The 23,954-nt window shown below is 30.8% G+C and carries 23 protein-coding genes; 9 read left to right on the top strand and 14 right to left on the bottom strand.

Annotated elements, in window-relative coordinates; all coding sequences use genetic code 11:
• Positions 1-171: 171 nt before the first annotated feature.
• Positions 172-1,368 (bottom strand): ADP-forming succinate--CoA ligase subunit beta, encoded by a 1,197-nt coding sequence (sucC, locus tag ACOSP6_RS10400; protein ID WP_422092750.1) that lies wholly within the window; start codon positions 1,366-1,368, stop codon positions 172-174.
• Positions 1,369-1,618: 250 nt separating this feature from the next.
• Between sucC and ACOSP6_RS10395 the strand changes: the two genes are divergently transcribed.
• From ACOSP6_RS10395 to ACOSP6_RS10360, 8 genes are all read left to right on the top strand, one after another.
• On the top strand, positions 1,619-4,120 hold the full coding sequence (locus ACOSP6_RS10395; RefSeq protein WP_422092751.1) for a DUF5916 domain-containing protein: 2,502 nt from the start codon (positions 1,619-1,621) through the stop codon (positions 4,118-4,120).
• Positions 4,121-4,203: 83 nt separating this feature from the next.
• Positions 4,204-4,866 (top strand): ABC transporter ATP-binding protein, encoded by a 663-nt coding sequence (locus tag ACOSP6_RS10390; protein WP_422092752.1) that lies wholly within the window; start codon positions 4,204-4,206, stop codon positions 4,864-4,866.
• A gap of 45 nt (positions 4,867-4,911) precedes the next feature.
• Positions 4,912-5,625: a DUF3667 domain-containing protein gene (locus tag ACOSP6_RS10385; protein ID WP_422092753.1), complete on the top strand. Its 714-nt coding sequence runs from the start codon at positions 4,912-4,914 to the stop codon at positions 5,623-5,625.
• A 13-nt stretch (positions 5,626-5,638) separates the two neighbouring features.
• Complete coding sequence (locus ACOSP6_RS10380; RefSeq protein WP_422092754.1) at positions 5,639-7,123, top strand: S10 family peptidase; 1,485 nt, start codon at positions 5,639-5,641, stop codon at positions 7,121-7,123.
• A gap of 53 nt (positions 7,124-7,176) precedes the next feature.
• On the top strand, positions 7,177-7,725 hold the full coding sequence (locus tag ACOSP6_RS10375; RefSeq protein WP_422092755.1) for a CPBP family intramembrane glutamic endopeptidase: 549 nt from the start codon (positions 7,177-7,179) through the stop codon (positions 7,723-7,725).
• Positions 7,726-7,728: 3 nt separating this feature from the next.
• The gene (locus tag ACOSP6_RS10370) at positions 7,729-8,490 is read left to right on the top strand and encodes a TIGR02757 family protein (RefSeq protein WP_422092756.1); all 762 of its coding nucleotides are present in this window, start codon (positions 7,729-7,731) and stop codon (positions 8,488-8,490) included.
• A 46-nt stretch (positions 8,491-8,536) separates the two neighbouring features.
• Positions 8,537-11,005 (top strand): M14 metallopeptidase family protein, encoded by a 2,469-nt coding sequence (locus ACOSP6_RS10365; protein WP_422092757.1) that lies wholly within the window; start codon positions 8,537-8,539, stop codon positions 11,003-11,005.
• 53 nt (positions 11,006-11,058) lie between these two features.
• Complete coding sequence (locus ACOSP6_RS10360; protein ID WP_422092758.1) at positions 11,059-11,628, top strand: PAS domain-containing protein; 570 nt, start codon at positions 11,059-11,061, stop codon at positions 11,626-11,628.
• On the opposite strand, the gene ACOSP6_RS10355 is transcribed toward ACOSP6_RS10360, so the two are convergent.
• From ACOSP6_RS10355 to rimO, 3 genes are all read right to left on the bottom strand, one after another.
• Positions 11,629-12,357, bottom strand: a complete 729-nt coding sequence (locus tag ACOSP6_RS10355) for a diphthine--ammonia ligase (protein WP_422092759.1) — start codon at positions 12,355-12,357, stop codon at positions 11,629-11,631.
• A 55-nt stretch (positions 12,358-12,412) separates the two neighbouring features.
• Complete coding sequence (locus ACOSP6_RS10350) at positions 12,413-13,063, bottom strand: DUF4386 domain-containing protein (RefSeq protein ID WP_422092760.1); 651 nt, start codon at positions 13,061-13,063, stop codon at positions 12,413-12,415.
• Between the two features lie 70 nt (positions 13,064-13,133).
• Entirely contained in the window at positions 13,134-14,489 is a 1,356-nt protein-coding gene (gene rimO / locus ACOSP6_RS10345; protein WP_422092761.1) for a 30S ribosomal protein S12 methylthiotransferase RimO, read from the bottom strand.
• Positions 14,490-14,568: 79 nt separating this feature from the next.
• Here rimO and ACOSP6_RS10340 point away from each other — a divergent pair, with 79 nt between their 5' ends.
• Positions 14,569-15,888: a M48 family metalloprotease gene (locus tag ACOSP6_RS10340; protein ID WP_422092762.1), complete on the top strand. Its 1,320-nt coding sequence runs from the start codon at positions 14,569-14,571 to the stop codon at positions 15,886-15,888.
• A gap of 20 nt (positions 15,889-15,908) precedes the next feature.
• On the opposite strand, the gene ACOSP6_RS10335 is transcribed toward ACOSP6_RS10340, so the two are convergent.
• The 10 genes from ACOSP6_RS10335 to ACOSP6_RS10290 form a co-directional block, all read right to left on the bottom strand.
• Entirely contained in the window at positions 15,909-17,387 is a 1,479-nt protein-coding gene (locus ACOSP6_RS10335; RefSeq protein WP_422092763.1) for a hypothetical protein, read from the bottom strand.
• Positions 17,388-17,438: 51 nt separating this feature from the next.
• Positions 17,439-19,064 (bottom strand): amidase family protein, encoded by a 1,626-nt coding sequence (locus ACOSP6_RS10330; protein ID WP_422092764.1) that lies wholly within the window; start codon positions 19,062-19,064, stop codon positions 17,439-17,441.
• Positions 19,065-19,156: 92 nt separating this feature from the next.
• Entirely contained in the window at positions 19,157-20,110 is a 954-nt protein-coding gene (gene ftsY, locus ACOSP6_RS10325) for a signal recognition particle-docking protein FtsY (RefSeq protein ID WP_422092765.1), read from the bottom strand.
• 181 nt (positions 20,111-20,291) lie between these two features.
• A complete protein-coding gene (locus ACOSP6_RS10320; protein ID WP_320417761.1) occupies positions 20,292-20,444 on the bottom strand; it encodes a DUF4295 domain-containing protein in 153 nt (50 codons plus the stop codon).
• A gap of 27 nt (positions 20,445-20,471) precedes the next feature.
• Positions 20,472-20,654, bottom strand: coding sequence for a 50S ribosomal protein L33 (gene rpmG, locus ACOSP6_RS10315; RefSeq protein ID WP_013070733.1), 183 nt, complete (start codon positions 20,652-20,654; stop codon positions 20,472-20,474).
• A gap of 26 nt (positions 20,655-20,680) precedes the next feature.
• Positions 20,681-20,920, bottom strand: a complete 240-nt coding sequence (rpmB, locus tag ACOSP6_RS10310; RefSeq protein ID WP_100925340.1) for a 50S ribosomal protein L28 — start codon at positions 20,918-20,920, stop codon at positions 20,681-20,683.
• A gap of 82 nt (positions 20,921-21,002) precedes the next feature.
• Positions 21,003-22,250 carry a competence/damage-inducible protein A gene (locus ACOSP6_RS10305; protein ID WP_422092766.1) on the bottom strand — a complete coding sequence of 416 codons (1,248 nt, stop codon included), beginning with the start codon at positions 22,248-22,250 and terminating at the stop codon, positions 21,003-21,005.
• A 3-nt stretch (positions 22,251-22,253) separates the two neighbouring features.
• Positions 22,254-22,580: a hypothetical protein gene (locus tag ACOSP6_RS10300; RefSeq protein WP_422092767.1), complete on the bottom strand. Its 327-nt coding sequence runs from the start codon at positions 22,578-22,580 to the stop codon at positions 22,254-22,256.
• A 323-nt stretch (positions 22,581-22,903) separates the two neighbouring features.
• The gene (locus ACOSP6_RS10295) at positions 22,904-23,230 is read right to left on the bottom strand and encodes a hypothetical protein (RefSeq protein WP_422092768.1); all 327 of its coding nucleotides are present in this window, start codon (positions 23,228-23,230) and stop codon (positions 22,904-22,906) included.
• The gene (locus ACOSP6_RS10290; RefSeq protein ID WP_422092769.1) at positions 23,227-23,835 is read right to left on the bottom strand and encodes a fumarylacetoacetate hydrolase family protein; all 609 of its coding nucleotides are present in this window, start codon (positions 23,833-23,835) and stop codon (positions 23,227-23,229) included. The genes ACOSP6_RS10295 and ACOSP6_RS10290 overlap by 4 nt, the downstream gene beginning before the upstream one ends.
• Between the last annotated feature and the right edge of the window lie 119 nt (positions 23,836-23,954).

Raw genomic sequence — 23,954 nt, 5'->3', positions numbered from 1 at the left:
CTGAACAACAAGGTAATGTTAAGTTAAAAAACTATTAATCAAACAATTAAAACTAAACCATCAATATTTTAAAGAACAATAAAAAAACCTAATAAAATAAATCAAAAAGCCCTACTTTTCACAAAGTAGGGCTTTCAATATAACTTAAGAATTAATTTACATAGCTAAGTATTATGCGTTTAATACTTCACCAACTTTATCAGCAGCTTCTTGGAATTCTGTTGCAGAAATAATTTCCATACCACTGTTATCTATTAATTCTTTTGCTTCTTTTGCATTCGTTCCTTGTAAACGACAAATAATTGGAACATTGATTTTGTCTCCCATGTTCTTGTAAGCATCAACAACACCCTGAGCAACACGATCACAACGAACGATTCCCCCGAAAATGTTTACTAAGATAGCTTTTACGTTAGGATCTTTTAAAATAATTCCAAATGCTGTTTCCACACGCTTAGCATCTGCAGTTCCACCTACATCTAAAAAGTTTGCAGGATCACCACCAGCTTGCTTGATTAAATCCATAGTTCCCATTGCTAATCCAGCTCCGTTTACCATACATCCAACATTTCCATCTAAATCAACATAGTTTAATCCAGCTGCCTTTGCTTCAACCTCAATTGGGTTTTCTTCACGCTCATCACGCATCGCCGCATAATCTTTGTGACGATATAATGCATTATCATCTAAAGTTACTTTAGCATCAACAGCTAAAATTTTATCATCAGATGTTTTTAATACAGGGTTAATTTCAAATAAAGCTGAGTCAGATTTTACGTACGCAGTATATAATGCAGTAACGAATTTTACCATTTCCTTCATCGCACCACCGCTTAAACCTAAGTTAAAAGCAATCTTACGAGCTTGGAAAGGTAATAAACCTAAACTTGGATCGATTTCTTCTGTAAAAATTAAGTGTGGAGTTTCTTCAGCAACAGCTTCGATATCCATACCACCTTCAGTAGAATACATAATCATATTTCTACCAGTAGAACGGTTTAATAAAACCGACATATAAAATTCATTTGGCTCGCTATCACCAGGATAGTAAACATCTTCAGCAATTAATACTTGGTTTACTAATTTACCTTCGGCTGGAGTTTGAGGTGTAATTAACATCATTCCGATAATATCGTTTGAAATGCTTTTTACCTCGTCTAAGTTCTTTGCTAACTTAACTCCTCCTCCTTTTCCACGACCACCTGCGTGAATTTGAGCTTTAATTACGTGCCAACCTGTTCCTGTTTCTTCAGTTAACTTTTTTGCTGCTTCAACTGCTTCTTCTGGAGTGCTAGCAACAATACCTCGTTGTGTGCGAACGCCAAAACTACTTAATATTTCTTTACCTTGATATTCGTGTAAGTTCATTCGATATGAATTTTTAAAGTCGAACAAAAATACAAATTCAATCTAAACTATGAAGGCTTTATTACATTAAAAAATTATCATCATCTACTATTTTTTAACGCTTTTTTAAGAAACCTTGGACTTTAAAAATGTAACACTTCAAATTTTAACAGGTCTTTACTGTAATTAACAAGAATTTACAATTGTAGGTGAATAAACATGTCTACTATTGTTAAATGGAAAACTATCTGATTACTAATTAAAAATTCAAATGAAAAACTATCGTTTATTCCTGCTATTTACTTCTTTGAGTATATTTCTCACTAATGGCCAGGTTAATCAAAATAGAAAAAGACTTACCGCCACAAGAATTACAACACCTCCTAAAATAGACGGGAATCTCGATGATAAAGCATGGCAAAATGCTCCAATTGCAAATAATTTTGTACAATTCAGACCAGATAACGGAGTTGCTGAATTGCCTGATTATAAAACAGAGGTTAAATTAGTTTATGATGACAACGCCGTTTATATTTCGGCAAAAATGTTAGATCCTGATCCTTCTAAAATTCCAGCAGAATTTACAAATCGAGATAACTTTGGTAATTCTGATTTTTTTATGGTATTGATTAATCCGATTGATGATGGACAAAATCCTGTCATGTTTATTGTTACTGCTTCTGGTGTTCAAATCGATTCAAAAGTATCAAATGGAAATAATGAAGACTATAATTGGAGTGCTGTTTGGGATAGTGGCTTTAAAATAACTGATTATGGTTGGGCTGTTGAAATGAAAATTCCATATCGTGCACTTCGTTTCGCAAACAACGATGTACAATCTTGGGGAATGAATTTTCATCGAGAAGCAAGAAATATTAATACCAGATATACCTGGAACCTAATTGATAACGCAGTCGGAAGATGGACACAGTATGATGGTTTAGTAGAAAACTTTAGAAATATCTCTCCTCCTACTCGTTTAAATCTTTATCCTTATGCTTCCGTAATAACAACCACAGAGGGAAATCATACAATAGCTGATTGGAGTGTTGGAATGGATGTAAAATATGGTCTTTCCGAAAACTTCACTTTAGATGCTACTTTAATTCCAGATTTTAGTCAGGTTGGTTTTGACGATGTACAATTAAACTTAGGTCCGTTTGAACAACAATTTACAGAACAGCGTCAATTCTTCACTGAAGGAACTGAGCTTTTTACAAAAGGAAGATTATTCTATTCAAGAAGAATTGGTGGATTTCCTTCTGACCAATTTAATGTAGGTGGAAATTTACAGAATGATGATGATTTTATTGATGGTAAAAAAATAAATGAAGAAATTGTTGATTATCCTACTAAAGTTCAAATGTTAAATGCTATAAAAATTTCTGGTAGAACAAAAAATGGTTTAGGTATTGGTTTTTTCAATGCGATTACTGAACAAACTGAGGCAACGGTCGAGCGAACTGAACAAACTCAAGTTGGAGCTGACGTTGTTACTACTAAAAATCAATACAAAGTTACTACAGAACCTTTTGCCAACTATAATATTATGGTATTGGATAAGCAGTTCAATCAGAATTCATCTATTACTTTAATCAATACTAATGTTACTAGAGACGGGAGATTTAGAGATGCAAATGCAACTGGAATTTTATGGCATGTAGAAGACAAATCGAGTACTTACAATATTGATGGTAGTTTTAGAGCAACACATATTAGCGATGATCCTACTGAAACTACTCCAGGTTACAGTTTTGACACAAGTATAGGAAGACAATCAGGAAAATGGAGATGGGAAATTGGATATAACTTTGAAAACAAAGATTTTAATCCAAATGATATGGGAATCCTATTTAGTAATAACGAACAAACTATTTACGGTTTTACTGGATATAGACAATTAAAGCCAGTTGGAATTTTTAATAACTTTGGAATTAACTGGTGGTACAATGTAAACTTTTTACACAAATCAGGTGTATACACTGGAACAAATACAGGTCTTTCATTTTGGTCAGAAACGAGAAACCGATTTAATTTTGGTGGGAATATCAACTTTAGAACTACCTCGAAAGATTTCTTCGAGCCAAGGCAAGGAAGTACTTCCGGTATTTTCTTTGAAAGACCAATGAGATTGAATATTAATCATTGGGGATCGACTGATTATAGAAAGAAGTTAGCAATTGATTATAATTGGTATTATACTTTTTTTAAAGGAATTCCCAAAAACTCTTACGGCTTCAGATTCGGTCCACGTTACAGATTCAACGATCAATTCTCATTAAATTATTCCTTTAGATTTAATCAAGTTGATAATGACTTAGGTTATATTGATAATAATAATGGTGAAATTATTTTTGGAGAAAGAGATAGAACTACTTACGAAAACACTGTTTCAGGAAAATACAGTTTTAACACCAACTCTTCTTTATCATTATCATTCAGACATAACTGGAGTAAAGTTCCTTATGAAGAACAACTCCTAAGTTTAGATACAACTAATGGTCAGTTGGTTCCAACAACATTTACTGGGAATTATGATAGAAATTTTAATAGTTGGAATTTAGATTTAAATTATTTCTGGCAATTTGCACCAGGAAGTCAATTAATTGCATTTTACAGAAACTCAATTAATCCAAGTGCTACATTTGCTCCGGCAGATATAAGTTTTGCCGATAATATTGATCGTTTATTTGACGAATCAATGATGCATACTTTTTCTTTACGCCTAGTATATTTCATTGATTATAATGACATAAAAAACGTTTTATTCTAAAAAACAATGTATTTTTTCAGGAAATCAGATAAACCTATTTGTCTGGTTTCTTTTTTTTACATTCGTACTTCATAATCTCTACTATGATTACTGCGAAAAATATACACAAACAATACGGAGAAGTTCAAGTTTTAAAAGGTGTAGATTTACACATAAAACAAGGAGAAATAGTTGCAATCGTTGGGCCATCTGGTGCCGGTAAAACTACGTTACTTCAAATTCTAGGAACTTTGGATAAACCAGAAGATGATATTCCTTATGAACTTTCCATAAACAACACAGTAATCAAAGGATTAAAGGATAAAGAGATTTCTAATTTTAGAAATCAACATATCGGATTTATTTTTCAATTCCATCAATTATTACCTGAGTTTACAGCAATAGAAAATGTATGTATTCCTGCATTTATTGCAAAAAGAAATAAACAAGAAGTCGAAGGCAGAGCAAAAGAACTTTTAGAATTTCTTGGCTTATCGCATAGAATTCATCATAAACCAAATGAACTATCTGGTGGAGAACAACAAAGAGTTGCTGTTGCTAGAGCACTCATTAATAACCCTTCAGTAATTTTTGCAGATGAACCTTCTGGTAATTTGGATTCCAATTCTGCTGAGAACTTGCATCAATTATTTTTCAAATTGAGAGATGAATTTGGACAGACTTTCGTGCTAGTTACCCACAATAAAGAATTAGCCGATATGGCAGATAGAAAACTGGAAATGAAAGATGGAGTTATTGTTGAATAATAAGATGACTATATTCAGACTTAATTAATTTAAAAAACAGCACTAATGATTTGCATTTCGTGTAATCATGAACATAACGAAAAATTTTGCCCAAATTGTGGTGAAAAAGCAGGAACACCTAAAATCACAGTTGGCTCAACAGTTGAAAGTACTTTTTCCACAATTACCAATATGGACAAAGGGTTTCTTTATAACCTGAAGAACTTAACCCTGAAACCCAAAATCACAATTGAAAAATATTTAAAAGGTAAAAGAAAAGGGATTTTTAATCCGATTTCATTTTTAATAATAGCGGTAACACTTTATTTAATAGTTGAGTCGTTGTTTAAATCAAGAGATTTAGTTTCTGAGGAGAATGTAAATCTAGTAAAGGATACGTTATCTTACAAAATTGGAGCTACTGGAGGGGCCTTCATTTATAATTATTTCAAATTCTTTTGGGTATTTACTGTAATTCCACTTTCATTTATTACAAAGTTAATCTTTAAACGATTTAACTTTGCCGAGCATATTACTATAAATTCTTTCATTTTAGGACAAGTTACTCTAATTATTGGTTTAGCATCCTTTATAATTTTTAGATTTCCAATAATCTTTAACCCTTTTATTTATGTTTTTTTAATGTTATTTATCTACAGAGTTTTTTACGAATCAAAAAACAAATGGGACGCATTAATCAAAGCATTTACAAGTGTTATTTTTTTTGTAATAACTTTGTTCTTAATAGCTATACTGATAGGATTTATGAGAATAGACTAAAACCATCTACAAAATGAAAAAACTAATATTACTTCTCGTTCTTTTATTTCAAACAAATATCTTCTCTCAAGATAAAAGAATACCTAACGACACTGTTGTTGTAACTTCTCACAGCGCAACAATAAATGGAAAAAAACTAACCTATAAAGCTCAATCTGGTACTCAACCTGTTTTTGATGCTCATGGAAAAATTAAAGCTACCTTATTTTATACTTATTATCATAGAACCGATGTACCTAAAAAAGAGCAAAGGCCTATAATAATGTCTTTTAACGGCGGACCAGGTTCAGCATCTGTATGGATGCATATTGCTTATACAGGACCAAAAACTTTAGAAATAGATAATGAAGGAAACCCAATTCAACCTTACGGAATAAAAGACAACCCGTATTCTGTATTAGATGTTGCCGATATCGTTTTTATCAATCCTGTAAATACTGGATATTCAAGACCGGTTGTTGAAAAAGGTGAAAAAGTGGATAAAAAATATTTCTTCGGAGTGAACGCTGATGCTAAATATTTAGCAGATTGGTTAAATACTTTTATTACAAGAAATAATAAATGGAAAGCTCCTAAATACATTATTGGAGAAAGTTATGGAGGTACAAGAGTAATGCAATTAGCTTATGAATTGCAAAGTAAACAGTGGATGTATTTAAATGGCGTGATTATGGTTTCTCCTGCAGATTATAAATTAATCAGAACAGGAGCATCTGAAGATTATGCAATCAACTTTCCTTACTATACTGCTGCTGCTTGGTACCATAAACAGCTTCCTAATGCATTACAGCAAAAAGATTTGTTAGAAATTTTACCTGAATCAGAGAAGTTCGCTATTAATGAACTATTACCAGCTTTGGCGAAAGGAGGATATATTGATTCCGCTGAAAGGAATGAAATTGCCACTAAAATGGCATACTATTCAGGGATTAAAAAAGAAGTAATTTTAAAGCATAATCTGGAATTACCAAAAGCCTACTTTTGGAAGGAACTGCTTCGCGATACTCAAGGAAAAACTATTGGTAGATTAGACAGTCGATATTTAGGTTTAGACAGAAGAGAAACAGGTTCTAGTCCAGATTATAGTCCTGAACTAGTTTCTTGGTTACATTCCTTTACTCCCGCTATAAATTATTACACGCAAAATGTACTTCAATTTAAAACTGATGTAAAATACAACATGTTTGGACCGGTACATCCATGGGATTTTTCAAATGATAACTCAAGAGAAAATTTACGTAAAGCCATGGCGCAAAACCCATATTTAAACGTTTTAGTACAATCGGGTTACTATGATGGTGCTACAACTTATAGTGCGGCAAAATATACAATGGGTAAAATTGACCCTAGTGGTAAATTAAAAAACCGTATGAGTTTTAAAGGGTATCGAAGCGGACACATGATGTATTTGAGAAAAGAAGATTTAGAAAAAGCTAATAATGATCTTCGAGAGTTTATTATTAGAACAGCAAAAAATGTCGGTGCAGCTAAATACTAATTGTTCTTTGTAACATTTTACCTATTTCGACTACTTATATTCAAATATTTTTTATGAAAGAAACTTTTATAGAGCTAATCAACTATTTAAAAAATCCTGTATTAGCAAAAGATGAAAATACAGATGGGAAATACAGAATGAAGAAGTTTCTTTACTTATTCCTAATCTGTATAGTTACATCTTTCGCTATTATCCCTTTACTAAGTTTAATAGAAAATACCGGTCTAATAGATGCTAGTCAACATTCATCTGAAATATTGATGAAGAACAACCCTGGCTTGTTCATTATGATTGGAATTATTGTAGCTCCTATAATCGAAGAGATTATTTTTAGAGGTCCTTTGACCCTTTTTTATAATCCAAAATACTTCAAAAATTCATTTTTTATTTTTACAATCCTATTTGGGTTTATTCATATCTTGAATTTTGAACTAACTACTAACGCACTTCTTTTATCTCCTATTTTAGTTCTTCCTCAAACTATTCTAGGAGGATATTTAGGTTTCATTAGAGTTAAATTTGGTTTAGCTTGGAGCATTCTTTTACATGCTACGTATAATGCTTTCTTCATTTTAATTAGCTTCGGAAGTGATTTATTTTAAAAAGTGAAGAAAAACGAACTAAAAGAATTTCTGGACGAGAAAGCCGCTTTGTATGAAAACATTAATTTCATAGAAAGTGATCCAATTCAAATTCCTCATCAATTTACTAGAAAAGAAGATGTTGAAATTGCAGCTTTTTTATCTGCAATTATAGCTTGGGGAAATCGCAAAATGATTATCAATAATGCGACTCGAATGATGGATTTAATGGGTAATTCACCATTCGATTTTGTTATGAATCATACAGAAGATGATTTAGCGAATTTCGAAGGATTTGTTCATCGTACCTTTAACGCAGATGATTTCAAATTTTTCATTAAATCCTTACAAAATATCTATAAGAATCATAGTGGCTTAGAATCCGTTTTACTTAATACGGAATCAGATAATTATCAGTTTGCGATTCATAATTTCAAACAAATTTTCTTTGAAATTCCTCATTTACCGAGAACTCAAAAGCATATTTCTGACCCAATAAAAGGGTCTGCAGCAAAAAGAATTAATATGTTTTTGCGTTGGATGGTTAGAGATTCAAAAAAAGGAGTCGATTTTGGGCTATGGAAAACGCATAATCCAGCTTACCTTCATTGTCCTTTAGATGTTCACACAGGAAATATAGCAAGAAAGCTTGGTATTCTTAAAAGAAAACAAAACGATTGGAAAGCTATTAAAGAATTAGACTTAATACTGCGAGAATTCGACAAAAACGACCCAGTAAAATACGATTTTGCACTTTTTGGATTAGGTGTTTTTGAAAAGTTTTAGCTCAAATTAATTGCTTACATTTGATACTCAATCAAATTTAAGTTTCATGCGATTTCAAATAATTGTAGCTACATTAGTAGTAAGCTGTTTTAATCTTTTTTCTCAAAATATTCAATCTCCTTCGGAGTTTTTAGGATACCCTTTAGGATCTCAATTTACAAGACATCATCAAGTTGTTGATTATTTTAAACATTTAGCCGAGAATTCTGAACAAATTACTCTTGAAAAATACGGAGAAACCTACGAAAGAAGAAAGCTACAAGTCGCATATATTTCCAACAAAAACAATATAAATAACATTGATGGAATTAGAAAAAAACATCTTACTAATGCCAATCTTGAAAAAACAGAAGCTTTAAAGGACAAGGCAATTGTTTGGCTTAGTTATAATGTTCACGGAAATGAAGCTTCATCAACAGAGGCTTCAATGCTTACAGCTTATAAATTACTCACTGAAAAACAAACATGGCTAGAAAATGTAATTGTAATTATAGATCCATGTATAAATCCTGATGGACGTGATCGTTATGTAAATTGGTTTAACCAGGTTTCGAATACTAAAATCAATACAAATCCTTTAGCAATAGAACATAACGAACCTTGGATACAAGGTAGACCAAACCATTATTTGTTTGACTTAAACAGAGACTGGGCTTGGGCAACTCAAATAGAATCGCAACAACGTCTTAAACTTTACAACAAATGGATGCCTCATATTCATGTTGACTTTCATGAACAATATTATAATAATCCGTATTATTTTGCTCCTGCTGCAGAGCCTTTCCATGAAATAATTACTGATTTCCAAAGAAATTTTCAAAATGAAATAGGTAAAAACCACGCTCGATATTTCGATGAAAATGGATGGTTATATTTTACAAAAGAAAGTTTCGATTTACTGTATCCGAGTTATGGTGACACGTACCCAACTTTTAATGGCGCTATTGGAATGACATATGAACAAGCCGGACACGGAAAAGCCGGTTTAGGAATTAAAACAAAAGAAGGAGAAGTATTAACGTTAAAAGATCGATTAACACATCATACAACTACTGGATTATCAACTGTTGAAGTCGCTTCAAAAAACACAACAAAACTTAATTCAGAATTTAAAAAGTATTTCAACAATAGAAGTTTCAAATACAAATCGTACGTTTTACAAGGAGATTCTGATAAGCTGAACGCTTTAAAAAAACTTTTAAAGCTCCATGAAATTAAATACAGTTCAACCTCTAATAAAGAAGTACAAGGATTTGTTTATAGAAAAAACGCTACCGGTAAACTTTCAATTTCTAAAAACAACCTGAGTATTTCAACCAATCAACCAAAAGGTAAACTTGTTGAAGTTTTATTCGAACCTAAAACAGTTATTAAAGACTCTTTAACTTATGACATTACTTCTTGGTCTTTGCCATATGCATATGGATTGGATGCTGTAGCTACAAAAAAAGACATTAGTTCAAGAACTGATAAGGTTAACTTTAAAGAAGCGAGTTTAAAAAGCAACGTTTATGCATACGTTTTTGATTGGAATCATATTACGGATGCAGCACTTCTGGCTGATTTACTACAAAATAAAATACGTGTAAGAACAACTTCTAAAACAATTGAAAATAGTAGTCAAAAGTTACAACCAGGTTCTTTAATTGTAACTAAAAGAGATAATAAGCATATTTCAAATTTTGATAAACTTATATATGAATTAAGTAAAAAGCATAATAAAACAAATAATCATATAACTACGGGATTATCTACAAAAGGACCAGACTTAGGGTCCTATAGTGTAACAGAAATAAAGAATAAAAAAATCGCTGTTTTAGGAGGAAAAGGTATTTCTACCTTAAGTTATGGTGAGGTTCGTTATTTTTTAGAACAAGATTTGAACTATACATATAGCGCTATTAAAACTAGTGATTTATCTTCAAGCTTACTTTCAAAATTTAACATTCTAATTTTACCAAATGGAAGTTATTCCAATATTCTAAATTCTGAAAAGCTAAAAACCTTAAAAAACTGGATTCGCCAAGGAGGAAAAGTAATTTCTATTGGTTATGCTAATCAGGTTTTTGCAAATAGCAAAAGTTTTGGTTTAACGCCCAAAGCGAATAAAAAGAAAAAAGACACCACAAAAACTGAGACTAAAAAACGTGTTTATGCAGAGACGGAGAGAGAGCAAATTAAAAGTTTAATTACAGGTGCTATCTTTAAAACTGATGTCGATAATACACATCCTTTAGGTTTTGGATATTCGAAAGATTATTTTACTCTTAAACTCGGAACCAGCTCATATGATTTCCTTAAAAACGGAGCAAATGTAGTTACATTGGACGACAATACTGTAGTTTCAGGATTTGCCGGTAGTAAAACATTGCAAAAGCAAAAGGGATCTTTAATTTTTGGAACTGAGAATATTGGAGGAGGTAAAATCATATATCTAGCAGACAACCCTTTATTCAGAGGTTTCTGGGATAATGGTAAATTATTCTTTGCAAACGCTTTATTTATGGTAAACTAGAGGGTTACTTATGTTTATTTTGTTTATTTTTAATCGCCCGAAAATAAACAAAGATGAAAAACCCATTACACAAAATGAGGAGTTTAGATATTTTTATCAACTCTTTAGCTGTTAAAGACTATCAAGAAATTAAAGGACATTTATACTCTAGTGAACCGAATCATATAAATTTTTTAAGTTTTGATTTACATATTCAAAATCTAAATTCAGTTTTTCAAAAAACAACTTTAAATCGTGACTTATTATCTCTGAAGAGTTATGCTGGTAATAAAAAATGGAAAGATGATCTTGATTCTATACTTTTAAAAAAATCATTTGAAGCATTAATTCTTACAGATTTAAATAGAAATATTCTTTGGGTAAATGATGGTTTTTCAAAAATGACAGGCTATTCAAAGGATTACGCTATGCATAAATCTCCAAGCTTTTTGCAAGGAAGAGAAACTTCTGAAGAAACAAGAACTAGAATAAAAACGAAACTCAAAAGCAATAAACCTTTTACTGAAATAATTATCAATCACAGGAAAGATAATACAACTTATAAATGTGAATTACATATTTTTCCGCTTAAAGAAAATAATCAAACTACGCACTTTCTTGCTTTAGAAAGACAAATTGCATAATTAAATTAAATCGCAATACCAAAAACTAGTGTCATACGATTTTACTTTTTCAGAAGTATCTGTATGACAGTTTTGATCATCTTCTTCGTTTAAAGTATACGATTTTAAAACCTTCTCTCCTATTTTAAAATCAATTGGATTCTTAAAAATAGGACCGTCATAAACAAAAGTGTGGAATTCTCCATTTTCTCCACAAACGTCCACATTACTTGGTAAGTCTTTGATAAAATTTTCATCAATTGTTCTTCCAACAAATTCTTCTCCAAGCAATTTAGCATTCACACAAACTGTAATTGCCTTAAAACCTAAATCTATAAACTCATGAATCAACTCATTTGTATCTTTTTCCCAAAGCGGATATACACCTTCTAAATTTACTTCAGCAAGTTTATTATCACGATAGTTTTTAAGGTCTTCCAGAAAAATATCACCAAAAATGGAATAATTCATTCCTTTTAATTTAAACGAAGAAAGCTTTTCATGCATTTTCTGGCTATATAAATCCATGGTTACTTGAGCTGGAAAATATAACTTCTCAAGAGGTAAATTCAAACTTTCAACTTGAGCATTTAATAATTCTTCCCTTAACCCATGCATTGAAATTCGAGAATAATCTTCGTTTACATTTGTGAGTAACGTTTCTACAACATATTCTTTTTGTTGTAAAATTTTATATAAAGCTAGCGCAGAATCCTTACCTGAACTCCAATTAAAAAAGGCTTTTTTCATTATGTAAAAATAAAAAGAACATGAGAATTATAAATGTTTCTATTATAATATTGGTTTAATCCTCTTTAAATCCTTTAGCAATTAACCATATCGGTAATACTAACTGAATAAACGCCATTGGCAACATTAGATTCATGCTGATACCTTTCCCAAAAATAGAAGCAATCATTTCAACAAACATTAAAACTGAAGCTATTATTCCAATTAGAGAGATTGCTTTCGGAACTAAATTAGCAACAAATAAAGTATAGTATAATACAAAAACTGGAAAACAAGAAGTTAATAGTGACATATAGTGGGTCCACCAGTGTTTTTCCGAAAATACTTTTTTTAGAGCATTTAAAGTATCAGTATTACTAATATCAGTAGAAATTTCGCTAAATTCTAATAATGAAAACACACTGCCATTATCAATAACAATTGCGATAAAATTTAATAAAGTAAATGCCAAATAAAGTCTAGCTAGATGGGCACTATATTTTTCAAAAACTTGGAATAACAACACCGCAATACCAATAGATATAATTCCACTCAACATATTTAGTATAGTAGAACTTACCAACTGACTTCGGTGAGTTAAAATTTCTTTTAAAAAATTTTCTGATGATAAAGGTGCTTGTAAAACTTGGTAAACCGTTACTCCTATAACAAAAATAAAAAGGAATAAGACACCAACAATTCTGGCAGTTTTTTGATTAGCTTTCATAATTGATCATTTGATTAATTAACCAGAAGACGAACTAGAAATCAAATCGTTACAACACGAACAAAATAAACTATTTACTTCTTTTTTGATTCATAGGAACTGGCCTCTCTTGCTTTACCGTTGGAACACCATGTAAATCAAAATCACCTGCATCAAAAATTTCAATATCGATGAACTCTCCTAGCTTGATATAATGGTCTCTTGCATCAACAATCACATCATTATCCACATCTGGCGAATCAAATTCGGTCCTACCGTAGTAATATTCACCATCCTTTCTATCAAACAAACAACGGAACGTTTTTCCTATTTTCTCTTGATTCAGTTCCCAAGAAATTTGGCTTTGCACTTCCATGATTTCATTAACACGACGGAACTTAACATCAGCAGGAACATCATCTTCTAAAACATAAGCTCCGGTATTTTCCTCGTGAGAATATTCAAAAGCTCCTAAACGCTCAAAACGCATCTCCTCAACCCAATCTTTCAACTCTTGAAATTGTTCTTCTGTTTCACCTGGATAACCAACAATTAAAGTCGTACGAATTGCCATATTTGGAACGTACTCTCTGAATTTCTTAATTAAATTTGTGGTTTTCTCATGAGTTGTACCACGTTTCATAGATTTTAAAATCTCTGTATTGATATGCTGTAATGGAATATCTAAATAATTACAAACCTTAGGTTCCTCTCTCATTACATCTAGCACATCCATTGGGAATCCTGTTGGAAAAGCATAATGTAAACGAATCCATTCAATTCCCTCAACTTTTACTAGCTCTTTTAATAAATCAGCTAATGCTCTTTTCTTGTAGATATCTAATCCGTAATATGTTAAATCTTGAGCGATTAACATAATTTCCTTAATTCCTGACTCAGCTAATTTTGTTGCTTCAATAACCAACTCTTCTATTGGAGTTGACTTGTGTTTTCCTCTCATTAAAGGAATAGCACAAAACGAACAAGGACGATCACAACCTTCAGCAATTTTCAAATAAGCGTAATGTTGTGGAGTTGTTGTTAATCTTTCTCCAATCAATTCATGCTTATAATCTGCTTCTAAAACCTTTAATAAATTAGGTAAGTCATGAGTCCCGAAGTATTGATCTACATTAGTGATTTCACTTTCTAAATCTGGCTTGTAACGTTCACTTAAACATCCTGTTACAAAAACTTTATCCACTTCACCCGCTTCTTTACGTTGCGCATAATGTAAAATTGTGTCAACACTTTCTTCTTTTGCTTTTCCAATAAAACCGCAAGTATTAATTACTACAATATTTCCATCGTCTTCTGGATCTTCGTGAACAACATTTTTGCCGTTGGCTTTAAGTTGTCCCATTAAAACTTCACTATCGTAAACGTTTTTAGAACATCCAAGAGTTACAACATTTATCTTATTTTGCTTTGTAGATTTAGTACGCATCTATCTGAATTTAAGGAGTACAAAATTACTGCTATTTCGTTAAAAATATTGGTATCTTGGTCAAAAATTAAACTTGAATATGAAAAAAAGACTTTCTTTTGTAATCTTCTTAATTTCTTTTTCTGTTTTTTCACAAAGTTATGTTGCTTTAGACACAACAGATTATATCAAAAGAGATATTTTCCTAAAAAAAATTGATAATGACTTTGAACTATTAGAAAAGCAAATAAAAAAGCGATATAAAGGAAAATTAAGAAAGGGTATCATTTCTTCATTTAATAGAATTCATAAGGATATCTCGAAAAACATAAAGAAAAAAAGGTTGGTATTTCATGATACTTTCACAAGCTATATTGACTCTTTATCTGATGTTATTATAAAAAACAATAAAGATTTAATTGATGAAAAAATCTATGTTTATGTTCATAAACAAAACTCTCCAAACGCATTAAGTCTAGGACGAGGGATAATACTCTTAAACATGGGATTATTCTCTTTATTAGAAAATGAGCAGCAACTAACTTCTGTATTAACTCACGAAATTGCTCATCAGCTTCTAAACCATACGGAGAATACAATTGTTTCTAGAGTAAAAACAGAAACCTCAAAGGAGAAAAAACAACAAGTAAAAAGAATCAAAAAAAAACGATATAGCACCCATTCTGAGGCTTTTTCTGTATTAAAGAATATCTTATACAATAACAGTAAAAATAGGAGAAAACAAGAAGTTAAAGCAGATTCGTTAGGATTTATATTATATAAAAACACTAAGCTATCATTTAATGAATACTTACAAACTTTACATTTATTAAAGAATTATGATTCGTTGCCAAATGTAAAAGTAGATTCAACAGTATATAGAAAATTCTTTGACTTACCTTCGCAACCTTTTAATAATGAATGGTTAACTGTAGAAGACTTTAAATCTTACAATTATGAGCATTATAACAGTAAAATCGACTCTGATTCTTTAAAATCGCATCCGGAATTGGATGAAAGAATAAAATATTTAAAAAAAACATTTTCTAATGATCTAGATTCTTCTAATAATTCAAGTCAACAGGCTAGTTCTAGTTTTGAAAAATTAAAAGAAATTGCAAATCAAGAAAGTATAATTAATCTTTTTTACAATGAAGCTTATGGTCTGAGTATCTACAGTATTTTAGCAAGGCTGGATGAAAATCCGGAGAATGCATATTATAAAAAATGGCTGGGTATTAACTTCAATAAGCTTTATGAAGCTAAGAAAAAGTATCAGTACAATAGACATGTTGATAAAATTGTACCAAATGAACAAGATAGAAGCTATCAGCAATTCCTGAGTTTTTTATGGAATTTAAGGCTAAATGAAATTAAGCACATTGCGGAATACTATATACCAAAAAAAAGCGAAGATTAATCTTCGCTTTTTTAAATTTATTAATAGTTTAATTTCTCCAGTCGTAACTGATCGTAATCAGAATCTTTATTGAGTTCTCTCAATAAAATATATCCTTCTTTAGCTACATATGGAATTATAAAATGATCTTCAGAAGACATTGGTATTTGTTCATGATTTAACTTTCCATCAATTATACTAACAATACCAAGCACCCAATTTTTCTTTTTACTATCACCTTCCATCTCTTTATGATCGTTATAAAAGAAAACAACTCCGTTTCCATTTTTTACTTGTTGAGAATATAGGTAATCTGAGAATGAGTACTTTGATAAATCTTTTTCAATTTTATCTAAACTCTTTAAATTAAAATCTTTGTCAAAATTAAGAATAACAAAATCGGCAGTTCTATAACTCGTTGTTCCAAACAACCCTTTGTTAGGTTTACGTTTTTCGGTTAAAATTGAAATAGATCCATTTTTAAACACGTAAAAGTTCTTCGCTATTAACCTAAAGCCATCTTTTGTTTTTCCTTTTTTATCTATTTCTATAAAATCACTCGCCTGATTCCAGAAAAAATATTTTTTTGAAAGTTCATTTCCTTTTTTATCCAATTCTATTCTAAAAACTCCAATTGCTTTTTCTGAATCATATCCTTTTCTGTGAAATGGACTCATTTTACCAACAATAACATATCTATCTCCTAAATCCTCCATATTAAACATATGATTAGCTTTAGAATTTTCATTTTCCAATTCGTATTTAAAAATTTCTTCACCTGTCTGAGGGTCTAAACTATAAATTGTAATCTTCCTGTTTTTGGTATTAGTAAATGAATAAATGATGTTGTTGTCGTCAATAATCTCATTAATTTTAATTCCTTTTAGTTCCTCTTTATTTGCTGTATGCTCCCATTTTTTATTTCTATCTATATCATACATTCTCATGGTTTGAGGTAACTTAAATCCAACGTAAGAAACAAGAAAATCATTAAGTAAAAATCCAGATTCGGTTGCAACAGGATAAACTACTCTATTTTTTCGGATTGTTCTTAAAAACTTTTTATTTGGTCTTTCTCCGTTTACAAGTACCTTTTCATCATTAAAATAAAATGGTTCTGAAACTTTGTTGTCCTCCAAATTTATTGTTCTAAAAGTATTATATACACTATAATATTCAATCGGACTAGGGCTAAAATGGGTAACTGTTATAAGGATTTTGTTTTTTACCTTTTTGATTGCTCCAAATCTAGTAGAAACACCTCGGTAATCTTTTTCATTAAATTCTCCGTTTGCAACTTTATTCAAATTCTTATCTAGAATTACATATTCATATTTAGAATGAGTCTTATCTACATCACCTAATTTAGACACAATGAAATATCCATAAATCGTTCCGTCAGATTCCTTTATAGAGGTAAATTTGATTAATTCTCCAGATGCTAATTCTGAAATATCAGAGATTTGAGATGATAAGCTAAAGCTCAATAAAAATGATAGTAGTAAAAGTTTTATCCTCATGTTTTAATAAAAATTATTTTTAAAATATAATCGAGATAAAAGTATCTAATTTTATTGATAGTTTGCAGGTAATTTTCTAACATGTGTTAATTTTTCAAAGAATAACCCTAATGATAATAAATCAAACTCTGATTTAGGTTTACCAATGAAAGTCAAGCTAATAGGTTCTCCAGTTTCTTTATATCCCATAGGAATCGTAAGATTTGGATATTCTGCAACAGCTGAATACGCTGCATGATAATTATTTATTGAAAGAATTACATCCAATTTTTCCTCCTCGAAAGCCTTAAAAAACTCAATTCCTTCTTTATTAAGACGTTCTTTTATTACAGCTAATTGTTCAACGGTAGTAGTGTCTTTTATAATTCCTTCAAATAATTGTTGACCATATGGTGCTCTTTTTAATGAATCTTGTTGATTGTACGTCACAATATCTGAAACAGTCGAAACTTCCATGTTCTTACCTTCTAAATATCTAGATAAATCATGTTTCATATCGATATTAAGTAAGGTTAAGAAACCTGACAAACTTGTTTGTTCTGGTGCTATTTCAATTACATTTCCTAAATCCTGAAGCATGTGAACCGTCTTATTATAAATTGAATCTGCCAATAGAGACTTTAACACTCCGATTCTTTTAGCTTTAAAATTTGCAGGAATTAACTCTTCAACTGATTCAATTGACTTTGACTTTGCATCATTTTCATCTGCTCCTAGCAATGCCTTGAACAAAATATAGTTATCCAGAACATTTTTTGTCATTGGACCTGGTGTATCTAACGTACTTGATATTGGTACAATTCCACTTCTACTTAATAATCCGATGGTTGGTTTTAATCCAACTACTGAATTTTGACTTGAGGGTGAAGTAATCGAACCAGCAGTTTCTGTTCCAATAGTGGCAACTGCATAATTTACTGCTGTGGCAACACCACTTCCAGAACTCGAACCTCCAGTCTCAAATTCTTTTCGTCCATAAGGATTTAACGTTTGTCCTCCTATTGCACTATAGCCAAGAGGACAACCAGAACAAAAGTAATACGCCCATTCGCTTAGGTTTACCTTTCCTAAAATTAAAGCTCCGTTTTGCTTTAGTCTATTTACAATAAAAGCGTCATCAGGATTATTATTTTTCAATACCTCTGCTCCTGCTGTCGTATTCATTCCAGAAGTATTAATATTATCCTTTAATAAAATTGGCATTCCGAAGATAGATTGGTTATTCACATCGGTCTTTTGAGATAATTTGTCTTTCTCTCTTGCTTCATTTACAACATTTGGATTCAAACTTATAATAGCATTTAAATACTTAGTTGAATCGCTTTCAAATTTTCTAATTCTATATAAATAAAATAAAGTCAACTTTTCATAATTTAATTTCCCTTCTTTTATAGACTTCTGAATTGTTGGAATTGACTTCTCTAAAACCAAAGGCTTAATTGTTAAATAATCACTTTCAGAAAATTGCGATAAATCCTTTTGAAACGGTTTAAAAACTTCATTCATATCTAAATATTTAGATTGAAGTAGCTTAAACTTCATACGTGGATTTTGATGTTCTTGCTGACTTTTAAGCTCAGCTGTTTCATCATATTTTTTGAAATAGTTTATCTCTTTTTCTTCTTTTTTACAACCTATAAAGATGAGGGTAACGAATATAATTAAGACTTTTTTCACGATAATAGTTTTATTTGAATCCTTGATTTTCAAAGATAAAAATAAAAAAGCTCCTTAAAAAGGAGCTTCATATTCTATTATTTCTAGTTATATTACTTGAAGAAACTATCAACGAATTCGAATTTATTAAATACCTGTAAATCGTCAATTCCTTCACCAACTCCAATATATTTAACAGGGATTTGGAACTGATCTGAAATACCAATTACAACTCCTCCTTTTGCAGTACCATCTAATTTAGTAACGGCTAAAGAAGTAACTTCAGTTGCTTTTGTAAATTGTTTTGCTTGCTCAAAAGCGTTCTGACCAGTAGACCCATCTAAAACTAATAATACATCGTGCGGAGCATCTCCAACAACTTTCTGCATTACCCTTTTAATTTTAGAAAGCTCATTCATTAAGTTTACTTTATTATGTAAACGACCAGCGGTATCAATGATGATGACATCTGCATCTTGATTGATTCCAGACTGTAATGTATCGAATGCCACGGATGCAGGATCAGAACCCATTTCCTGACGAATAATTGGCACATCAACTCTATCTGCCCAAACTTGTAGCTGATCAATTGCAGCTGCTCTAAACGTATCAGCAGCTCCTAAAACCACTTTTAAACCTTTTTTCTTAAACTGAGAAGCAAGTTTTCCAATAGTTGTAGTTTTACCAACTCCATTTACACCAACAACCATTAATACATAAGGTTTTTTATTCTCTGGAATTGTAAAATCAGTTTCGTTACCTACATTTGTTTCTGATAATAAACCAGCAATTTCTTCACGAAGAATTTGATTCAACTCTTCCGTTCCTAAATATTTGTCGCGTGCAACACGCTCTTCAATTCTATCGATTATTTTTAATGTGGTATTTACACCTACGTCAGATGACACTAAAACCTCTTCCAAATTATCTAAAACATCATCATCAACTTTAGATTTTCCTGCAACTGCTTTAGATAGTTTAGAGAAAAAACTGTCTTTAGATTTTTCTAATCCTTTATCTAATGTTTCTTTTTTCTCTTTGGAAAATATTTTTTTAAAAAAACTCATAATCAGCAATTAATATCTGGTTAGTTAGGTGTTAAAAATTGTACCAACTCAGCAATCACAGCCAAAATGTCATTAAAAAACAACTTGGACAAATTTAACATTCAAAATTACAGTATTTTGGCGTATAAAAAAAGCTACTTTCACGAATGAAAGTAGCTTTTCTTTAAACTGTATACAAGAATTACTTTTTTGCTAAAAAGTCATTCACGCTATCTGGATCCATAATAGCTTCAACGAAAGTATAAGCACCTGATTTAGGAGACTTCACCATCTTGATAGCTTTAGTTAATCTTTTCGAACCTGTTTGTAAAGTTGCTACTGATTTCTTTGCCATTTTATATAAAATTTACGCCGTAGCTTATTATTTAATTTCTTTATGAACTGTCATCTTCTTCAAGATTGGATTAAATTTCTTTAATTCCATTCTATCCGGAGTATTCTTTTTATTCTTAGTTGTAATATAACGAGAAGTTCCTGGTTGACCAGAAGCTTTGTGCTCAGTACACTCTAAAATAACCTGAACTCTATTTCCTTTTTTTGCCATCTCTGTATAACTTTATCTAGTAGTAATTACTTTGTTAAGAAACCTTTTTCTCTTGCTTCTTTGATTACAGCAGTAATTCCTTTCTTGTTAATATTTTTTAATGCAGAAGCAGATACTTTTAATGTAATCCAATTATCCTCTTCTGGAATATAAAAACGCTTAGTCATTAAATTAGCGTTGAATTTTCTTTTTGTTCTATTTAAAGCGTGAGATACATTGTTACCTACCATCGCTTTTTTTCCTGTTAATTCACAAACTCTAGACATCTTCTTGACAGTTTTTGGTGTTATTTCTAAACGAGGTGCAAATATACGTATTTTTCACCAAATAAAACAAAATATATTTACGTTAATTTTTCATATTCTTTCTCAGAATCAATTCTAAAGCTTTATTAACGGTTTTATTAATGACTTTTTCTCTTGGTTTTCCAAAGTTATACTCATGAACTTCCGCCCCATTTTCATCAGCTATCCCAATATATACAAGTCCGACATCTTTATCATTATGGTCGGTTGTTGGTCCAGCATTTCCTGTAATAGATATTGCTAAATCAGTATTCACTTTTTTTCTAGCATTAATCGCCATCAATTCAGCTACCTCTTTACTTACAACACTATATTTATTTATAAGAGACATAGGAACATCCAGTAATTGCTCTTTTAATTGAGATGTATAAACCACAAAACCTCCTTTAAAATAAGCAGACGAACCAGGAACTGACACTAAAGTTGAAGCAATTTTCCCTCCTGTCATACTTTCTGCCGTACAAATCGTCAACTCTTTTGACTTTAAAAATTTACCAACTTGGCTTTCAATAGTACCCTCATCTTCATATCCGACAAAAATATCATCCACTAAAACTAATAGTTCATTCACCTTTTTAAGTAACATCTTTCTCAATTCTTCCAGATTAGCACCTTTTGCACTTAAGCGTAATCTTACTTTTCCAAAAGAAGGCAAATATGCTAGTTTTATATTATGCGGTAAATTATTTTCAAAATCCTCTATTCTCTCAGCTATAACACTTTCACCTTGACCGTATGTTAATATGGTCTTATGAAGTATATATGGCAAGTCAAATTCCTCTTGTAATTTTGGTAATACTTCATAAGTCATTAAACCTCTCATTTCATAAGGAACGCCAGGTAAAGAAACAAATACTGTTTCTTTTTGATTAAACCACATTCCAGGAGCAGTTCCTAAACGATTCATTAATAATGTTGCTTTTGAAGGTAATTCTGCCTGGTATTTTTGAACCTCGTTAAAAGGGTGGTTGAATTTTTTAAAAAGAAACTTAATATTATCAATTACTTCAGGATAAGTAATTACTTCTTCATCATTAAAATATTCGGCAATAGTTTTTTTTGTGATATCATCTTTTGTAGGACCCAAACCTCCTGTAATGATAATTATATCAACTCTATCATGTGCTTCTTTTAATGCATTTAATATATGTTGTCTTTCATCTTGAATTGAAGTTATTTGATAAACGGACACTCCTATCTTATTTAACTCTTTGCTAATCCATTGAGAGTTTGTGTCAACAATTTGTCCAATTAGGATTTCATCTCCAATGGTGATAATTTCAGCATTCATATACTACTCTTTATTTCCAATTTGATCAATTGTATCGTCTATTTCAGGTTTTTCATTTTCCCATTTCTTTTCTAAAAACATATATAAAAGATAACAACTAAGACCACCAATAGGAACTTCTATTAATGCAAGACTAAACCTATTTGTTGTTTCTAACCAGTTGGAATCGTTTGCTATTAAAATCACAGCTAAAATAACTCCAAATAGAAAAGTTGCTAAAAAGTATGCACCTACTCCTAAAAAAGCTATTCCCCATTTATTCTTCTCATAGTTTTCAGCAAGCTTATAAAATGTCTTTCCTATAAATACTAGTAGTATTATTCCTATCATAATTATTAATTTTAATTCTTTCCTATTTCTTCTATTTTATTTGGTTTGTTTAATTTTCTCTCAATCAATTTGTATAGAATTGATACTATTACTATTGAAAACGGAACTGAGAAGCAACTTACTATAATTGAATTTGAATGATTAAATTTCAATCCAACATTTAAAAAAAATATTATTATGACAGATGAAATAAAATAAACAGATAGAAAAGATAGAACTCCAATTCCTATATACAAAAACGGATTTCGATAAAATTTTTGAGAAAGCTTTAAAAAATGATACCCAACAAACAATACTCCTATTATAATTATTAATTCCATTCTTTATTCTTTTCCAATTTCATCAATCGCCTCTTCTGCATCGATATTCATTTTCTTTAACCATTTTTTTTCAAGCAAATAATGAATTAGCACAACTACGAATACACCAACAAAAAAAGCAACCAATCGGTGAGTAGCTCTACCAATATTACTTGACACAAAATGAGAAAACACATAAAGCATTGCATTCAAAAGAACAACCAAAATAAAAGTTCCTAATCCGAGAAACACATATAATACTGTGCTTTTTTTATACTTTTTAGCTAAACTGTAAAAAGCCCAACTTATTGTTATAAGAATAATGACAAGTAATACTGAAGTTAAATTCATTTTACTTTTATTTCGAATGCTTTCCTTCCTTCAATAACGCCAGTTAACACATCATTTTCTACTACTTTTCCAACTCCTGCAGGAGTTCCTGTAAAAATTATATCTCCTTTTTTTAGCATAAAAAACTGAGAAACATAACTAACTAATTCATCAACTTTCCAAAGCATAGATTTTGTATTCCCGTCTTGAACTACTTCTCCATTTTTATGCAGTTGAAAAGATAAGTTTTCTAAATCAAATTCCTCTTTTGGGTAAAACTCCCCAATAATTGCACTTCCATCAAAAGCTTTTGCTTTTTCCCATGGTAATCCTTTAGCTTTACATTCAGATTGAACATCACGAGCAGTAAAATCAATACCTAATCCCACTGTATCGTAATACTTATGAGCAAATTTTGTTGAAATATGCTTTCCTACCTTATTAATTTTAACCAACACTTCTACTTCATAGTGAACATCATTAGAAAATGGTGGTATAAAAAATGGATTTCTCTTTGGTAAGATTGCAGAATCAGGTTTCATGAAAACAACAGGATTCTCTGGTTTTTCATTTGCCAATTCTTCTATATGTTTTGCGTAATTACGCCCAATACAAATTATTTTCATTTTTTATCAGTTAACAGTTATCCATCATGAGTTATCAGTTGCTTAACAAAACGACCATACTCTAGAGTATTATAATATAACTCTTAAAACTTCATCTATTCTCTTTATACTTTTGACTT

The organism is Tenacibaculum sp. MEBiC06402, from assembly GCF_049239625.1.
GTDB lineage: Bacteria > Bacteroidota > Bacteroidia > Flavobacteriales > Flavobacteriaceae > Polaribacter.
This window is presented reverse-complemented; position numbering and strand designations above follow the sequence as displayed.

Excerpts from the sequence above, each read along its gene's own strand:
- ACOSP6_RS10390 (WP_422092752.1), top strand. The coding sequence starts at position 4,204 with ATGATTACTGCGAAAAATATACACAAACAATACGGAGAAGTTCAAGTT.
- ACOSP6_RS10350 (WP_422092760.1), bottom strand. The coding sequence starts at position 13,063 with ATGAAAGCTAATCAAAAAACTGCCAGAATTGTTGGTGTCTTATTCCTT.
- ACOSP6_RS10365 (WP_422092757.1), top strand. The coding sequence starts at position 8,537 with ATGCGATTTCAAATAATTGTAGCTACATTAGTAGTAAGCTGTTTTAAT.
- ACOSP6_RS10300 (WP_422092767.1), bottom strand. The coding sequence starts at position 22,580 with ATGATAGGAATAATACTACTAGTATTTATAGGAAAGACATTTTATAAG.
- ACOSP6_RS10380 (WP_422092754.1), top strand. The coding sequence starts at position 5,639 with ATGAAAAAACTAATATTACTTCTCGTTCTTTTATTTCAAACAAATATC.
- sucC (WP_422092750.1), bottom strand. The coding sequence starts at position 1,368 with ATGAACTTACACGAATATCAAGGTAAAGAAATATTAAGTAGTTTTGGC.
- ACOSP6_RS10375 (WP_422092755.1), top strand. The coding sequence starts at position 7,177 with ATGAAAGAAACTTTTATAGAGCTAATCAACTATTTAAAAAATCCTGTA.
- ACOSP6_RS10395 (WP_422092751.1), top strand. The coding sequence starts at position 1,619 with ATGAAAAACTATCGTTTATTCCTGCTATTTACTTCTTTGAGTATATTT.
- ACOSP6_RS10320 (WP_320417761.1), bottom strand. The coding sequence starts at position 20,444 with ATGGCAAAGAAATCAGTAGCAACTTTACAAACAGGTTCGAAAAGATTA.
- ACOSP6_RS10385 (WP_422092753.1), top strand. The coding sequence starts at position 4,912 with ATGATTTGCATTTCGTGTAATCATGAACATAACGAAAAATTTTGCCCA.
- rpmB (WP_100925340.1), bottom strand. The coding sequence starts at position 20,920 with ATGTCTAGAGTTTGTGAATTAACAGGAAAAAAAGCGATGGTAGGTAAC.
- ACOSP6_RS10335 (WP_422092763.1), bottom strand. The coding sequence starts at position 17,387 with ATGAGGATAAAACTTTTACTACTATCATTTTTATTGAGCTTTAGCTTA.
- ftsY (WP_422092765.1), bottom strand. The coding sequence starts at position 20,110 with ATGAGTTTTTTTAAAAAAATATTTTCCAAAGAGAAAAAAGAAACATTA.
- ACOSP6_RS10340 (WP_422092762.1), top strand. The coding sequence starts at position 14,569 with ATGAAAAAAAGACTTTCTTTTGTAATCTTCTTAATTTCTTTTTCTGTT.
- ACOSP6_RS10290 (WP_422092769.1), bottom strand. The coding sequence starts at position 23,835 with ATGAAAATAATTTGTATTGGGCGTAATTACGCAAAACATATAGAAGAA.
- ACOSP6_RS10360 (WP_422092758.1), top strand. The coding sequence starts at position 11,059 with ATGAAAAACCCATTACACAAAATGAGGAGTTTAGATATTTTTATCAAC.
- rpmG (WP_013070733.1), bottom strand. The coding sequence starts at position 20,654 with ATGGCAAAAAAAGGAAATAGAGTTCAGGTTATTTTAGAGTGTACTGAG.
- ACOSP6_RS10305 (WP_422092766.1), bottom strand. The coding sequence starts at position 22,250 with ATGAATGCTGAAATTATCACCATTGGAGATGAAATCCTAATTGGACAA.
- rimO (WP_422092761.1), bottom strand. The coding sequence starts at position 14,489 with ATGCGTACTAAATCTACAAAGCAAAATAAGATAAATGTTGTAACTCTT.
- ACOSP6_RS10355 (WP_422092759.1), bottom strand. The coding sequence starts at position 12,357 with ATGAAAAAAGCCTTTTTTAATTGGAGTTCAGGTAAGGATTCTGCGCTA.
- ACOSP6_RS10295 (WP_422092768.1), bottom strand. The coding sequence starts at position 23,230 with ATGAATTTAACTTCAGTATTACTTGTCATTATTCTTATAACAATAAGT.